We start from the raw sequence: 13126 nt of genomic DNA, 5'->3' as shown, positions 1-13126 counted from the left end.
CCAACATAGCATTCAGTGACACAAGCGATCTCGGGAGAACCAGCCATCATGAAGACCAAGAGCGTCCTGGAGACAGAGCCCGACACGCCTGCGGAGCACACGACGCAGCGGCCGTCCGCCCTCGACCACGCCGGAGGCGTCAAGGGGATCGCCTACTCGGCGCTGCCCGCGCTGACCTTCGTCATCGCCCACAACGTCAGCGGGCTCAAGCCGGCGGTCATCGCCGCCTTCGCCGTCGCGATCGCCATCGGCGTGGTGCGACTGGTGCGCAAGGAGTCGGTGCAGCCCGCGATCAGCGGCGTGTTCGGCGTCGCGCTCGCTGGCGGCGTCGTCTGGCTCACCGGCTCCGCCAAGGACTACTTCCTCATCGGCATCTGGGCGAGCCTGGCGGGCGCCGTCCTCTTCCTCGCCTCCGTCCTCGTGCGGTGGCCGCTGGCCGGTGTGATCTGGAACGGGGCCACCGGCAAGGGCCACGTCTGGCGCGCGGACAAGCGCTCGCGGCTCTACTACGACATCGCCACGCTCGTGCTGGCCGCCCTCTTCGGCGCCCGGTTCGCCGTCAAGCAGTACTTCTACGAGACCGACCAGGTCGGTTCGCTGGGCATCGCCAAGATCGCCCTGGGCTTCCCGCTGCTCGCCCTGGGCTTCCTGGTCGTCGCCTGGGCCGCGCGGCGCTCGAACAAGCGGCTGGCGGCCCTCGGCCTGCTGCCCGCCAAGAGCGCCTGACCTCCCCAGCCTGACACCGGACGTCACTTAGTGTCACTATGACACTGATGTGCTGGCAGGGATACGAGCGAAGGTGACCGGCATGGCGACGGCCAAGCGTGGCGGCGGGATGAGCGAGCAGCGGCGTCACCGGCTGCGCCTGGAGATCTCCCGGGAGGCGTCCCGCCTGTTCTGGGAACAGGGCGTGGACGCCACCAGCGGCGACCAGATCGCCGAGGCGGTGGGACTGTCCACCCGCACCATCTGGCGCCACTTCCGCAGCAAGGAAAGCTGCGCCGAACCCATCGTCATCCAAGGGGTGGAATGGGAGATGCGCACGCTGCGCGACTGGCCCGCGCACCTCTCGCTCGAAGAGCGCTTCCGCGCGGAGGCGGGCCGGTTCCATCGCGAGGCCAGCGCCGTCGAGGTGGACGACAACGCGCTCGCGATCCGGATGATCCGGCTGGCCGACACGGAACCGGCCCTGCGTACCGCCTGGCTGATGGCCTGCGACCAGGTGGAGCGCGAGATGGCCGAGATCATCGCGAAGCGGCTGGGACACCCGGCCACCGACCTCCAGGTGCGCGTGCACGCCGCGGCGGCCTCCGCCGCCATCCGGGTCTTCAACGAGGAGATCGGCGCGGCTCTTCTCGACGGCGCCGACCGCGCGCAGTGGGACGACGCCCCGGAACGCATGGCACACGCCGTCCGCACGGCCACGGGAGGCGCGATCGGCGACGCGGTCGCCCCCACGTAGCCTGGTCCGCGTGTCAGCCTCCCGCCTGCGTCGCGTCGCCGTCCTGGTGCTCGAAGGCGCGAAGCCGCTCGATGTCGGCATTCCCGCTCAGGTGTTCACGACCCGCGCGAGCATGCCGTACGAGGTGCGGGTGTGCGGCTCGGCGCCCGGCCTCGTGACCGGCGGGGACGGGCTGTCGTACCACGTCGCCCAGGGGCTCGACGCGCTCCCGTGGGCCGACACCGTCTTCATCCCCGGCTACCGGTTCCCGGACCGCGACGACCCGCCGCCGCCCGTCATCGACGCGCTGATCGCCGCCCACGGTCGGGGCGCGCGGCTCGCCGCGATCTCGACGGGGGCCTTCGCGCTCGCCGCCACGGGCCTGCTCGACGGCAAGCGCGCCACGACGCACTGGCATTACACGCGGGCGCTCGCGGCCAAGCGCCCCCGCGTTCAGGTGGACGAGAACGTCCTGTTCGTCGACGAGGGCAGCGTCCTGACGTCGGCCGGTGCCGCCTCGGGCATCGACCTGTGCCTGCACATCCTGCGCGGCGACCTCGGGGTGGCCGCGTCGAACCACGCGGCCCGGCGCCTGGTCGCGGCCCCCTACCGCAGCGGCGGCCAGGCGCAGTACGTGCCGCGCAGCGTGCCCGAGCCGCTCGGCGAGCGGTTCGCCGCCACCCGCGAGTGGGCGCTGCACCGGCTCGGCGAGCCCCTCAGCCTCGAAACCCTCGCCCAGCACGCGGCCGTCTCTGCGCGCACCTTTTCGCGGCGCTTCGCCGAGGACACCGGGTACACGCCGATGCAGTGGGTCATGCGCGCCCGCATCGATATGGCCCGTGAGCTGCTGGAGCGTTCGGAGCGGAGCGTCGAGCAGATCGCCGCCGACACCGGCCTCGGCACCGGGGCGAATCTGCGGCTCCACTTCCAGCGCATCCTCGGCACCACGCCGAGCGAGTACCGCCGCACCTTCACGCTGGGCGAATAGCCCGCCGCCGGGTGGCGCGATCCTTGTGAAGAGTGGCGCTCACGCCGCTGCCACGACGGATGCCGTGCACGAATCCTGGTGGCATGACTCGCATCGCCATCAACGGATTCGGCCGCATCGGACGCAACGTGCTGCGCGCACTGCTCGAACGCGAGAGCGCCATCGAGGTCGTCGCCGTCAACGACCTCACCGAGCCCGCCACCCTCGCCCGGCTGCTCGCCTACGACTCCACGTCCGGTCGGCTCGGCCGCCCGGTGACCGCCGACGGGGACGCCCTCGTCGTGGACGGCCGTCGCATCACGGTGCTGGCCGAGCGCGAACCGGCGCGGCTGCCGTGGGCCGAACTCGGCGTCGACATCGTGCTGGAGGCCACCGGCCGCTTCACCTCGGCCAAGGCCGCCCGCGCCCACCTCGACGCGGGCGCGAAGAAGGTGCTCGTCAGCGCGCCGTCGGACGGCGCCGACGTCACGCTCGCCTACGGGGTGAACACCGACGCGTACGACCCGGAGCTGCACACGATCGTCTCGAACGCCTCGTGCACCACCAACGCGCTCGCGCCGCTGGCCTCGGTGCTCGACGAACTGGCGGGCATCGAGCACGGCTTCATGACGACGGTGCACGCCTACACGCAGGAGCAGAACCTCCAGGACGGCCCGCACCGCGACGCCCGCCGCGCCCGCGCCGCCGGTGTCAACATCGTGCCGACCACGACGGGCGCGGCCAAGGCGATCGGCCACGTGCTGCCGAACCTCGACGGCAAGCTGTCGGGCGACTCGATCCGCGTGCCGGTCCCGGTGGGCTCGATCGTCGAACTCAACACGACCGTCGCCCGCGACGTGACGCGCGACGACGTGCTGGCGGCGTACCGCACGGCGGCGGAGGGGCGGCTCGCGGGCGTCCTGGAGTACTCGGACGACCCGCTCGTATCATCCGACATCACGGGTAATCCGGCCTCGGCGATCTTCGACTCGGCCCTCACCCGCGTCGACGGCCGCCACATCAAGGTCGTGGCCTGGTACGACAACGAGTGGGGCTTCTCGAACCGCGTGATCGACACGCTCGAACTCCTCGCCGTCAGCTGAGCGCGAGAAGATCCTCGGGGGTCAGGCCGCCAAGGTCACCTCGGTACCCGGCTCAACGCCCGGGTAGGCGTCGACGACCAGGTTGAGCTGACGCTGGATGTACCAAACGTTCACGCCGAACACGAACATCAACAAGCTGCTCAGGAGGGGGCTGCACGTCGCGGGCAGCCCGGCCGCCCGCTGAGCGTTCGCGACGGACTTCCCGGTGTTGTAGAAGGAGATCAGCGGAGCGATCAGGGTCCAGCCCAGGAGGATCATGACCAGCAGACTGCCTGCCGGGCTGAGGTCCTGGCGCCGGTCGAACTCCTGCGCCTCCTTGTGGATCTTGTAATACCAGACCAGGCCATAGATGCCGAGGGTGATGAACGGCAGGACGAGCCACGTCATGAGGGTCCCGCGGCGCTTCATGGCCAGGCCGGTGAGGCCACTCCCCGGACCCTGCTGGTGCTGGTAGTTGTGCTGGCCGTCAGACATATCTCGTGCTCCGTGTATTGCTGTTGTTCTCAAGTGGAGACAGCTTGGCAGGGAAATGGGGCAAAAATAGGCGTAGTTGCTGATGTGTGACCGTTCGTCACCGTACCTTGCCGGGATCGGCCCTCGCCACCCGCTGACCAGCGGCGACAGCCGTCAGCTGAAGCGCGAGAAGACGTGGGTGCGGCCCACCGTGGTGAAGCCGCGGCGGGCGTACCAGTGGCGCGGCCAGTCCTCGGCGTCGGCCACCAGGAACCGCAGGGCGCACCCCACGTCCGCCGCGCGCTGGAGGGCGCCGGACAGCACGGCGTCGGCGTATCCGTGGCGCCGTGCGTGCTCGGCGGTGGCCACCTCCTCGATCTGGGCGACGCCCTCGTCGGGCTCCAGGTAGAGGTCCGCCCAGGAGGCGACCTCGCCGCCCTCGTCGTGCACGGCCACGAACCGTACGTCCTCGGCCCCGTCCCGCCGGGCGGCCCGCCGCCCCACCATCTGACGTACCGTCTCCTCGTCGGCGTCCGGCATCCACAGCCGCTGCTGGTTCGCCAGCGCCCGCCACAGCGGCCCGTACGGATCGGGCCCGAGGTCCAGCTCCTCGACCTTCCCGCGCCCGGGCGCCGGTTCCGGCACCGGTCCGGTGTGGGTCATGACCAGCTCGACGTCGTGCTCGTACCCCGCCAGGGCCATCGAGGGCGCGCACGCGAGCCCGAGCCGGTCGTCGTGGACGGTGACCCGCCGATGCGCCAGCCCCGCCATGGCCGCGTCGGCGGCCTCGGGGAGCGCGGCGGGGTCGAGGGGCCCGTCGACGTGGATCTGGTTGTGCTCGTGCGAGAGCGCGTACCGCTCGTCCAGCACCAGGAACCCGCCGGGCACCGGCCTGACCTCAGCCGACTGGCGCCGGGCGAAGAGGGACCGGAAGTCGATGGCGCGCTGAAGATCAGTCGGCATGGTGCGGATGCTAGGCGGGCGCCCCCGCGCTAGCCACTCGGAGCGCGCTCCTCCGCGAAGTGGCACGCGGACGGGTGCGCGGCCTCGCCCGGCAGGTCCGGGGGCACCGCCAGCACCGGCACCTCCGCCGCGCAGCGGGCGGCCGCCTTCCAGCAGCGGGTGCGGAAGCGGCAGCCGGAGGGCGGGTCGGCCGGGGAGGGGACGTCGCCGGTCAGCAGGATGCGGGCCCGGCGGGCAGGGGCCTCGGGGTCGGGGACCGGGACGGCGGACAGCAGGGCCTGGGTGTACGGATGCGTCGGGTGGTCGTAGATCTCGGTGCCGGTGCCGGTCTCCGCGAAGCGGCCCAGGTACATCACGGCGACCCGGTCGCTGATGTGCCGTACCACCGACAGATCGTGGGCGATGAAGACGTAGGAGAGCCCGAATTCGTCCTGGAGCCGTTCCAGCAGGTTGACCACCTGGGCCTGCACCGAGACGTCCAGCGCCGACACCGGCTCGTCCGCGACGATGACCTCGGGGCGCAGGGCGAGGCCGCGCGCGATGCCGATGCGCTGGCGCTGGCCGCCGGAGAACTGGTGCGGATAGCGGTTGATGTGCTCGGGGTTGAGGCCGACGACGTCCAGCAGCTCCTGGACCGCGCGGCGGCGGTCGCCCCGGGGCGCGACCTCGGGGTGGATCTCGTACGGCTCCCCCACGATGTCGCCCACCGTCATCCGGGGGTTGAGCGAGGTGTACGGGTCCTGGAAGACCATCTGGATGTTGCGGTGGACGGCCCGCAGGGCGCGCCCGGACAGCCGTGTGATGTCCTCGCCCCGGTAGTGGATCGAACCGGCGGTCGGCCGCTCCAGGCCGACCAGCAGCCGGGCGAGGGTGGATTTGCCGCAGCCGGACTCGCCGACGATGCCGAGGGTTTCGCCGCGCCGCAGGTCGAAGGAGACGGTGTCGACCGCCCGGACCGCGCCGGTACGCCGCTTCACCACCACGCCCCGGGTCAGCGGATAGAGCTTGGCGAGGCCGCGTACCTCCAGGACGGGAGGGGCGGGGTCAGCCGCCGAGGGGGCCGACGGTACCGGCGGCGCCGAGGGGGTCGAGGGGGTCGAGGCCATGCAGCTCCTCCTTCCAGAAGTGGCAGGCGCTGGCCCGCCCTTGGGCCCCATCACCGGCCACCTCGTACAGCGGCGGCCGGTCGGTGCGGCAGAGGTCGCGGGCGCGCGGGCAGCGGGGGTTGAACGGGCAGCCAGGGGGGATCGCGAGCGGGCTGGGCGGCATCCCCTTGATCGCGTACAGCTCGCCGCCGCGCTGCCCGCCCCGCTGGTCCACGCGCGGGATGGAGTCGAGCAGGCCACGGGTGTACGGATGGGCGGGGCGCCGGTACAGGTCGCGTACCGGCGCGGTCTCCACGATCCGGCCCGCGTACATCACGGCGATGGTGTCGGCGACGTCCGCGACCACGCCCAGGTCGTGGGTGATCAGGATGAGCCCCATGGCGTACTCGCGGCGCAGCTCCGCCAGCAGATCCATGACCTGGGCCTGGACGGTGACGTCGAGCGCGGTGGTCGGCTCGTCGGCGATGATCAGCTCCGGCTCCAGCGCGATCGCCATGCCGATCATGACGCGCTGGCGCATCCCGCCGGAGAACTGGTGCGGATAGTCCCCGGCCCGCGCCTTCGCGGCCGGGATACGGACCCGGTCCATCAGCTCGACGGCCCGCGCCCGGGCGTCCCCGCGCGACATGCCCCGGTGCACCTGGTACATCTCGGCGAGCTGGGCGCCCACCGGGATCACCGGGTTGAGGGCGGACAGCGCGTCCTGGAAGATCATCGACATCTTGGCGCCACGGATCCGGCGGCGCTCCTCGCGGCCCAGGGTCAGCAGATCGCGGCCCTGGAAGAAGACCTTGCCGCCGGTGACGAAGGCGGGCGGGGTGTCGAGGATGCCCATGATCGCCTGCGCGGTCACGGACTTCCCCGAGCCCGACTCGCCCAGCACGGCCAGCGTCCGCCCCGCGTCGACGGCGTAGCTCACCCCGCCCACCGCCTCGGCGACGCCGTCCCGGGTGCGGAAGGCGACGCGCAGGTCCCGTACGTCCAGCAGCCGGGTCACGGCTAGCGCAGCTTCGGGTCGAGGGCGTCGCGCACCGCGTCGCCGAGCATGATGAACGCGAGCACGGTGATGCTGAGCGCCGCCGCGGGCCACAGCAGCATGTGCGGGGCGTTGCGGATCTGGGTGGACGCGGACGAGATGTCGATGCCCCAGGAGACGGTGGGAGGTTTCAGCCCGACGCCGAGGAACGACAGGGTCGCCTCCAGCGCGATGTACGTGCCGAGCGCGATGGTCGCGACGACGATCACGGGGGCGACGGCGTTGGGGGCGATGTGCCGCAGCAGCATCCGGCCGTTGCCCGCGCCGAGGGTGCGCGCCGCGAGCACGTAGTCCTGCTGTTTGACGGTGACGACCGCGCCCCGGGCGATACGGGAGATCTGCGGCCAGCCCAGCAGCACGATGAAGCCGACCACCGGCCACACCGAACCGCTGGTGACCACCGACAGGAAGACCAGCCCGCCGAGCAGGATCGGGATGCCGAAGAAGACATCGGCGATCCGCGAGAGCAGCCCGTCCCACCAGCCGCCGAAGAACCCGGCGAGGCCGCCCAGCACGCTGCCGAGCAGGGCCGCTCCGGCGGTGGCGCAGATGCCGACGGTGATGGAGGCGCGGGCGCCGTAGACGGTGCGGGTGTAGACGTCGCGGCCCTGGAGGTCGAAGCCGAAGGGGTGGCCGGGGGCCGGGCCGTCCTGCGCCTTGGCCAGGTCGCCCTGGTACGGATTGCCGTCCGCGATCAGCTGCGGCCACACCGCGATGGTCACGAGGAAGAGGATGACCAGCGCGGAGACGACGAAGACGGGGTTGCGGCGCAGATCGTGCCAGGCGTCGGACCACAGCCCGCGCGCCCCGGGCGCCGGGCCGCCGCCGGAGCCCGGGCGCCACCGCAGGCCCGGCAGGGGGCGGCGCAGCCACGGTCGGCCCCGTGGCCCGCCCTCCAGGGTCGCGGTGCCGGTGGCGGCGATGTCAGTTGTCGTTTCAGGTCGTGTCTTACAAGACTCAAGGGGCTCAAAGGGCTCAGGCATACCGGATCCTCGGGTCGAGCACGGCGTAGAGGAGGTCGACGAGCAGATTGGCGAGCAGGAAGACGATCACCAGGATGGTGACGAAGCCGACCACGGTCGGCGAGTTCTGGCGCAGGATGCCCTGGTAGAGCTGGTAGCCCACGCCATGGATGTTGAAGATCCGCTCGGTGACGATGGCCCCGCCCATGAGCGCGCCGATATCGGTGCCGATGAAGGTCACCACCGGGATCAGCGAGGTGCGCAGCAGATGCCGGACGACGATCCGGCGGCGCGGCAGCCCCTTGGCGACGGCGGTACGGACGTAATCGGCGCGGGCGTTCTCGACGAGCGAGGTGCGGGTGAGGCGGGTGGTGTACGCGAGGGACACCAGGCCCAGCACCACCCCGGGCAGCAGCAGTTCGGTGAACGGCGCCTCGGGGGCGACGGACGGCCGGGCCCAGCCCCACTCCACGCCGAACACGTACTGCAGCACGGTGCCGCTGACGAACGTCGGGATGGAGACCACGACCAGGGTGAGCAGCAGCACCGAGGTGTCCAGCCCCCGGCCCCGGCGCAGTCCGCTGAGCACGCCGAGGGTGACGCCGAGCGCCATCTCGAAGACGATGGCGACGATGGTGAGCCGCAGGGTGACGGGGAAGGCCTCGGCCATCAGCTCGGTGACCGGCTGGCCGTTGAAGGCGGTGCCGAACTGGCCGCCGAAGACCTGCCCCATGTAGTGGACGTACTGGCTCCACAACGGTTCGTCGAGGTAGAGGTCCTTGCGGATACGGGCCGCGGTGGCCGGGTCGGGGGCCTTGTCGCCGAACAGGGCGGCGACCGGGTCGCCGAGCGCGTAGACCATGAAGAAGATCAGGAACGTGGCGCCGAGGAAGACCGGGATCATCTGCAGCAGCCGCCGCAGCACATAGCGGCCCATGGCTCAGCCGACCCTGATCTGGGAGTAGACGGGCACGCTGAACTGGTTCAGGGTCACCTCGCGCAGCCGGGGCGCGTAGCCCGCGCTGCCGTTCTGGTACCAGAGCGGGATGGCGGGCATCTGCCGGGCGAGGATCTTCTCGGCGTCCTGGAAGGCGGTGATGGACGCCCCGTCGGCGGACGCCGCGTTGGCCTGGTTCACCAGCCGGTCGAAGCCGGTGTCGCTCCAGTGGCCGTCGTTGGAGGAGGCGTCGGTGTAGTACAGCGGCTGCAGGAAGTTCTGGATCAGCGGATAGTCCATCTGCCAGCCCGCCCGGAAGGGTCCGGTCATCCGCTTCCCGGCCATCTTGTTGCGGTAGTCGGCGAAGGTGCCGACCGGCTTGCCGACGCACGCCCGGTCGCTGCGCAGCACGGTGTTGACGCTGTTGCAGACGGCGTCGACCCAGTCCTTGTGGGAGCCGGTATCGGCGTTGTACGTGATCGTCATCCGGCCGCCGGGCAGCCCGCCGCCCGCCGCGATCAGCTTCCGCGCCCGCTCGGGGTCGTAACCGCAGGCGTCCCCGCACAGCCCCGGCTGGTAGCCGCCCTGGCGGCGCAGCACCGGGGAGGTCCAGTCGGTGGCGGGGGTGCGGGTGCCCCGGAAGATCCGGTCGGTGATCTGGGCGCGGTTGATCGCCATGGAGATGCCGCGCCGCAGCTTCGCCCGGGCGGGCCCGCTCCACGCCTTGTCGTACATCGGGAAGGTGAGGGTCTGGATGATCCCGGCGGGCTGGTTGATGTAGCGGTTGCCGAGGTCGGAGCGGACGAACTTCAGCTGCTGGGCCGGGACATCGTCCACCAGATCGAGATTGCCCGCCTGGAGATCGGTGTAGGCGGTGTTGCTGTCGGTGTAGACGCGGAGGTCGACCCCTTTGTTACGGGCCTTGTCGGGACCCCGGTAGCCGCCCCAGGCGCGCAGCTTCATGACCGCGCCCTTGTCGTACGACGCCACCTGGTACGGGCCGTTGCCCACGGGCTTCTTCAGCCAGGCCTCGTGGTCCTCGAAGAAGGCCCGGGGCAGCGGCGCGTAGGCGTTGTAGCCGAGCGTCTTGGGCCAGGACGAGAACTTCTGGGTGAGCCGGACGGTGAAGGTCCGCTCCCCCGTCACCCGCAGCCCGGAGAGGGTGCGGGCGGTGGGGCGGCCGGTTACGGGGTGGACCTTGTCGTACCCCTCGATGTACTCGAAGAAGTAGGCGTTGCGCTGCTTGTTGTCGAGCAGGGCGCCGTAATTCCAGGCGTCCGTGAAGGACTTGGCGGTGACCTTCTCGCCGTTGCCGAACCGCCGGTCCTTCTTGATGGTGACGGTGTAGGTGCGCTGGTCGTCGGTGGTGATCCGCTCCGCGAGCGCGTCCTTGGCCTCGCCGGTCGCCGGGTCGTACCGCTTGAGCCCCCGGAAGATCATGTCGAGGACCTTGCCGCCCTGGACATCGTTGGTGTTGGCGGGCTCCAGCGGGTTCGGCGGGTCGCCCCAGGAGGAGCGGACGATGCCCTCGGACGAACCGGAATCACCGCCGCAGCCCGCGGCGGCCGGGACGGCGGCCACGCACAGGGCGCACAGCACACACCGGGCACGCAGGACGTGCTGGGCTCCGCGCATGGCGCCTCCCGAGGACCCGTTCCAAGATCCGTCTCAGGCCCTCATCACACCCCAGGGCCGGGAGACCCGCACGCCGGTGACCGCTGTCCGTGGCAGCGGCCCGGTGGCATTGGTAAAGCGCGAGCCGAGCGGTACGTCCCGCGCTCGGCAAGCGCTTTCTATGCCACTGTGGCCTATCGTTCCCCGCGATTCAAGAGCCTGTTCCACATCTTTAATCGATTCAACAGCGGGGCGGCGGGCCGGGCCGTGAGACGCCGGAGGGCGCCCGGCCGGTGGCCGGACGCCCTCCAACAAGCGCTACGCGCGGCTTACGCGTGCACCACGTCCTTCTCCTCCGCGAAGTGGCACGCCGACTCGTGCGCCGCGAGCGAGTCCGTACCGGCGAAACGCTCGGGGATGGCGAGCAGCGGCACCTCCTTCGCGCACTTGTCCTCGGCCTTCCAGCAGCGGGTGCGGAAGCGGCAACCGGAGGGCGGGTTGGCCGGAGAGGGGACGTCGCCGGTGAGGATGATCCGCTCCCGGCCCTCCCGCGCCTCCGGGTCGGGCACCGGGACGGCGGACAGCAGGGCCTGGGTGTACGGATGCGTCGGGTGGTCGTAGATCTCGGCGTCGGTGCCGATCTCGGCCATCTTGCCCAGGTACATCACGCCGACCCGGTCGGAGATGTGCCGGACGATGGACAGGTCGTGGGCGATGAAGATGTAGGACAGGTTGAACTCGTCCTGCAGCTTCTCCATCAGGTTGATGACCTGCGCCTGCACCGACACGTCCAGCGCCGAGACCGGCTCGTCGCAGATGATGATCTCCGGGTTGAGCGCGAGGCCGCGGGCGATGCCGATGCGCTGGCGCTGGCCGCCGGAGAACTGGTGCGGATAGCGGTTGATGTACTCGGGGTTGAGGCCGACGACGTCCAGCAGCTCCTGGACCTTGCGCCGCCGGTCGCCCTTGGGCGCGACCTCGGGGTGGATCTCGTACGGCTCGCCGATGATGTCTCCCACCGTCATCCGGGGGTTGAGCGAGGTGTACGGGTCCTGGAAGACCATCTGGATGTTGCGGCGGACGGCGCGCAGGGCGCGGCCGGAGAGCCGGGTGATGTCCTGGCCCTTGTAGAACACCTCGCCCGCGGTGACGGTCTCCAGGGTCATCAGCAGCTTGGCGACGGTGGACTTGCCGCAGCCGGACTCGCCGACGATGCCGAGCGTTTCGCCCTGGTAGAGGTCGAAGGAGATCCCGTCGACCGCCTTGACCGCGCCGACCTGCTTCTTGAACAGGATGCCCTGGGTCAGCGGGAAGTGCTTGACCAGGTTGCGCACCTGGAGGATCGGCTCGCCCCGGTCGACCTGCGCGTCGAGCGCCGCGACCGCCTCGTCCTCGGTGGCCACCTCGACCGTCGTCACCTCGGTGACACTGGGCGTGGCGTCCGTGCCCTTGGCGGCGTCCTTGGCGACGTCCACGGCCTTGTCGTTCTTCTCCGTCTCAGCCATGGATCGTCTCCTTCCAGAAGTGGCACGCGCTGCCGCGGCCCGGCAGCGCGGTGCCGTCCTGCTCCGCCACCGCGGCCAGCGGCGGGACGTCGGTGGTGCAGATGTCCTGGACCTTCGGGCAGCGCGGGTTGAAGGCGCAACCGGCCGGGATCTTGAGCAGGTTGGGCGGCAGCCCCTTGATCGCGTACAGCTCCTGGCCCTTGTGGTCCAGCCGCGGGATCGAGTCGAGCAGTCCCTTGGTGTACGGGTGGGCCGGGCGCTTGTACAGCTCGTGCACCGGGGCGGTCTCCACGATCCGGCCCGCGTACATCACCGCGATCTTGTCGGCGACATCCGCGACCACGCCCAGGTCATGGGTGATCAGGATCAGTCCCATGTTGTACTCGCGCTGAAGCTCCGCGAGCAGTTCCATGACCTGGGCCTGGACGGTGACGTCGAGCGCGGTGGTCGGCTCGTCGGCGATGATCAGGTCCGGCTCCAGGGCCAGCGCCATGGCGATCATGATGCGCTGGCGCATACCGCCGGAGAACTGGTGCGGATAGTCGCCCACCCGCTCCTTGGCGGCGGGGATGCGGACCCGCTCCATCAGCTCGATGGCCTTGGCCTTGGCGTCCTTCTTGGAGAGCCCCTGGTGGACCCGGAACATCTCGCCGAGCTGGTAGCCGACGGAGAGCACCGGGTTCAGCGCGGACAGCGCGTCCTGGAAGATCATCGCGATCTTGTTGCCGCGGACCTTCCGGCGCTCCTCGGCGGACAACTTCAGCATGTCCTGGCCCTGGAAGAGGATCTCACCCTGCGGGATCTTGCCGGGCGGCATGTCCAGGATGCCCATGATCGCCTGCGCGGTCACGGACTTGCCGGAGCCGGACTCACCGAGCACGGCGAGCGTCTCGCCCGCGTCCACGCTGTAGTTGACTCCGTTGACGGCCTTGGCGATGCCCTCACGAGTATGGAACTCGACGTGCAGATCACGCACCTCGAGCAGCTTGTGGCCGCTGTCCTCGTCCGGGCGCGGAGCGGGGACGTCCGCAGGCATGTC

13 protein-coding genes are annotated in these 13126 nt (G+C 70.6%); 4 read left to right on the top strand and 9 right to left on the bottom strand.

Annotated features, from left to right (window positions below):
• Window positions 1-48 precede the first annotated feature (48 nt).
• The 4 genes from ACWC5C_RS24530 (at window position 49) to gap (ending at window position 3511) form a co-directional block, all read left to right on the top strand.
• On the top strand, window positions 49-726 hold the full coding sequence (locus ACWC5C_RS24530; RefSeq protein ID WP_450878544.1) for a DUF3159 domain-containing protein: 678 nt from the start codon (window positions 49-51) through the stop codon (window positions 724-726).
• 82 nt (window positions 727-808) lie between these two features.
• Complete coding sequence (locus tag ACWC5C_RS24525) at window positions 809-1462, top strand: TetR/AcrR family transcriptional regulator (protein ID WP_450878542.1); 654 nt, start codon at window positions 809-811, stop codon at window positions 1460-1462.
• 10 nt (window positions 1463-1472) lie between these two features.
• The gene (locus ACWC5C_RS24520) at window positions 1473-2429 is read left to right on the top strand and encodes a GlxA family transcriptional regulator (RefSeq protein ID WP_450878540.1); all 957 of its coding nucleotides are present in this window, start codon (window positions 1473-1475) and stop codon (window positions 2427-2429) included.
• 83 nt (window positions 2430-2512) lie between these two features.
• The gene (gene gap, locus ACWC5C_RS24515) at window positions 2513-3511 is read left to right on the top strand and encodes a type I glyceraldehyde-3-phosphate dehydrogenase (RefSeq protein WP_450878538.1); all 999 of its coding nucleotides are present in this window, start codon (window positions 2513-2515) and stop codon (window positions 3509-3511) included.
• A gap of 21 nt (window positions 3512-3532) precedes the next feature.
• Here the strand turns inward: gap and ACWC5C_RS24510 are convergent, their stop codons facing one another.
• The 9 genes from ACWC5C_RS24510 to ACWC5C_RS24470 all read right to left on the bottom strand — a co-directional run bounded on the left by ACWC5C_RS24510 (window position 3533) and on the right by ACWC5C_RS24470 (window position 13123).
• On the bottom strand, window positions 3533-3985 hold the full coding sequence (locus tag ACWC5C_RS24510; protein WP_450878537.1) for a DUF4234 domain-containing protein: 453 nt from the start codon (window positions 3983-3985) through the stop codon (window positions 3533-3535).
• Window positions 3986-4138: 153 nt separating this feature from the next.
• On the bottom strand, window positions 4139-4927 hold the full coding sequence (locus ACWC5C_RS24505) for a GNAT family N-acetyltransferase (RefSeq protein ID WP_450878535.1): 789 nt from the start codon (window positions 4925-4927) through the stop codon (window positions 4139-4141).
• A 29-nt stretch (window positions 4928-4956) separates the two neighbouring features.
• Complete coding sequence (locus ACWC5C_RS24500; RefSeq protein WP_450878533.1) at window positions 4957-6033, bottom strand: ABC transporter ATP-binding protein; 1077 nt, start codon at window positions 6031-6033, stop codon at window positions 4957-4959.
• The gene (locus tag ACWC5C_RS24495; RefSeq protein ID WP_450878531.1) at window positions 5972-7030 is read right to left on the bottom strand and encodes an ABC transporter ATP-binding protein; all 1059 of its coding nucleotides are present in this window, start codon (window positions 7028-7030) and stop codon (window positions 5972-5974) included. Before ACWC5C_RS24495 ends, ACWC5C_RS24500 begins: the two co-directional genes overlap by 62 nt.
• Before the next feature lie 2 nt (window positions 7031-7032).
• Window positions 7033-8052, bottom strand: a complete 1020-nt coding sequence (locus tag ACWC5C_RS24490) for an ABC transporter permease (protein WP_450878529.1) — start codon at window positions 8050-8052, stop codon at window positions 7033-7035.
• Window positions 8045-8968, bottom strand: a complete 924-nt coding sequence (locus ACWC5C_RS24485; RefSeq protein WP_450878527.1) for an ABC transporter permease — start codon at window positions 8966-8968, stop codon at window positions 8045-8047. The genes ACWC5C_RS24490 and ACWC5C_RS24485 overlap by 8 nt, the downstream gene beginning before the upstream one ends.
• A gap of 3 nt (window positions 8969-8971) precedes the next feature.
• Entirely contained in the window at window positions 8972-10603 is a 1632-nt protein-coding gene (locus ACWC5C_RS24480; protein ID WP_450878525.1) for a peptide ABC transporter substrate-binding protein, read from the bottom strand.
• A 308-nt stretch (window positions 10604-10911) separates the two neighbouring features.
• On the bottom strand, window positions 10912-12087 hold the full coding sequence (locus ACWC5C_RS24475) for an ABC transporter ATP-binding protein (protein WP_450878523.1): 1176 nt from the start codon (window positions 12085-12087) through the stop codon (window positions 10912-10914).
• A complete protein-coding gene (locus ACWC5C_RS24470) occupies window positions 12080-13123 on the bottom strand; it encodes an ABC transporter ATP-binding protein (RefSeq protein ID WP_450878710.1) in 1044 nt (347 codons plus the stop codon). The genes ACWC5C_RS24475 and ACWC5C_RS24470 overlap by 8 nt, the downstream gene beginning before the upstream one ends.
• Window positions 13124-13126: the final 3 nt, after the last annotated feature.

It is taken from the genome of Streptomyces sp. NPDC001700, assembly GCF_053596435.1.
This window is presented reverse-complemented; position numbering and strand designations above follow the sequence as displayed.

Coding starts and splice junctions, on each gene's coding strand:
- ACWC5C_RS24475 (WP_450878523.1), bottom strand. CDS start 12,087: ATGGCTGAGACGGAGAAGAACGACAAGGCCGTGGACGTCGCCAAGGAC.
- ACWC5C_RS24490 (WP_450878529.1), bottom strand. CDS start 8,052: ATGCCTGAGCCCTTTGAGCCCCTTGAGTCTTGTAAGACACGACCTGAA.
- ACWC5C_RS24485 (WP_450878527.1), bottom strand. CDS start 8,968: ATGGGCCGCTATGTGCTGCGGCGGCTGCTGCAGATGATCCCGGTCTTC.
- ACWC5C_RS24470 (WP_450878710.1), bottom strand. CDS start 13,123: ATGCCTGCGGACGTCCCCGCTCCGCGCCCGGACGAGGACAGCGGCCAC.
- ACWC5C_RS24505 (WP_450878535.1), bottom strand. CDS start 4,927: ATGCCGACTGATCTTCAGCGCGCCATCGACTTCCGGTCCCTCTTCGCC.
- ACWC5C_RS24525 (WP_450878542.1), top strand. CDS start 809: ATGGCGACGGCCAAGCGTGGCGGCGGGATGAGCGAGCAGCGGCGTCAC.
- ACWC5C_RS24500 (WP_450878533.1), bottom strand. CDS start 6,033: ATGGCCTCGACCCCCTCGACCCCCTCGGCGCCGCCGGTACCGTCGGCC.
- ACWC5C_RS24510 (WP_450878537.1), bottom strand. CDS start 3,985: ATGTCTGACGGCCAGCACAACTACCAGCACCAGCAGGGTCCGGGGAGT.
- gap (WP_450878538.1), top strand. CDS start 2,513: ATGACTCGCATCGCCATCAACGGATTCGGCCGCATCGGACGCAACGTG.
- ACWC5C_RS24480 (WP_450878525.1), bottom strand. CDS start 10,603: ATGCGCGGAGCCCAGCACGTCCTGCGTGCCCGGTGTGTGCTGTGCGCC.
- ACWC5C_RS24530 (WP_450878544.1), top strand. CDS start 49: ATGAAGACCAAGAGCGTCCTGGAGACAGAGCCCGACACGCCTGCGGAG.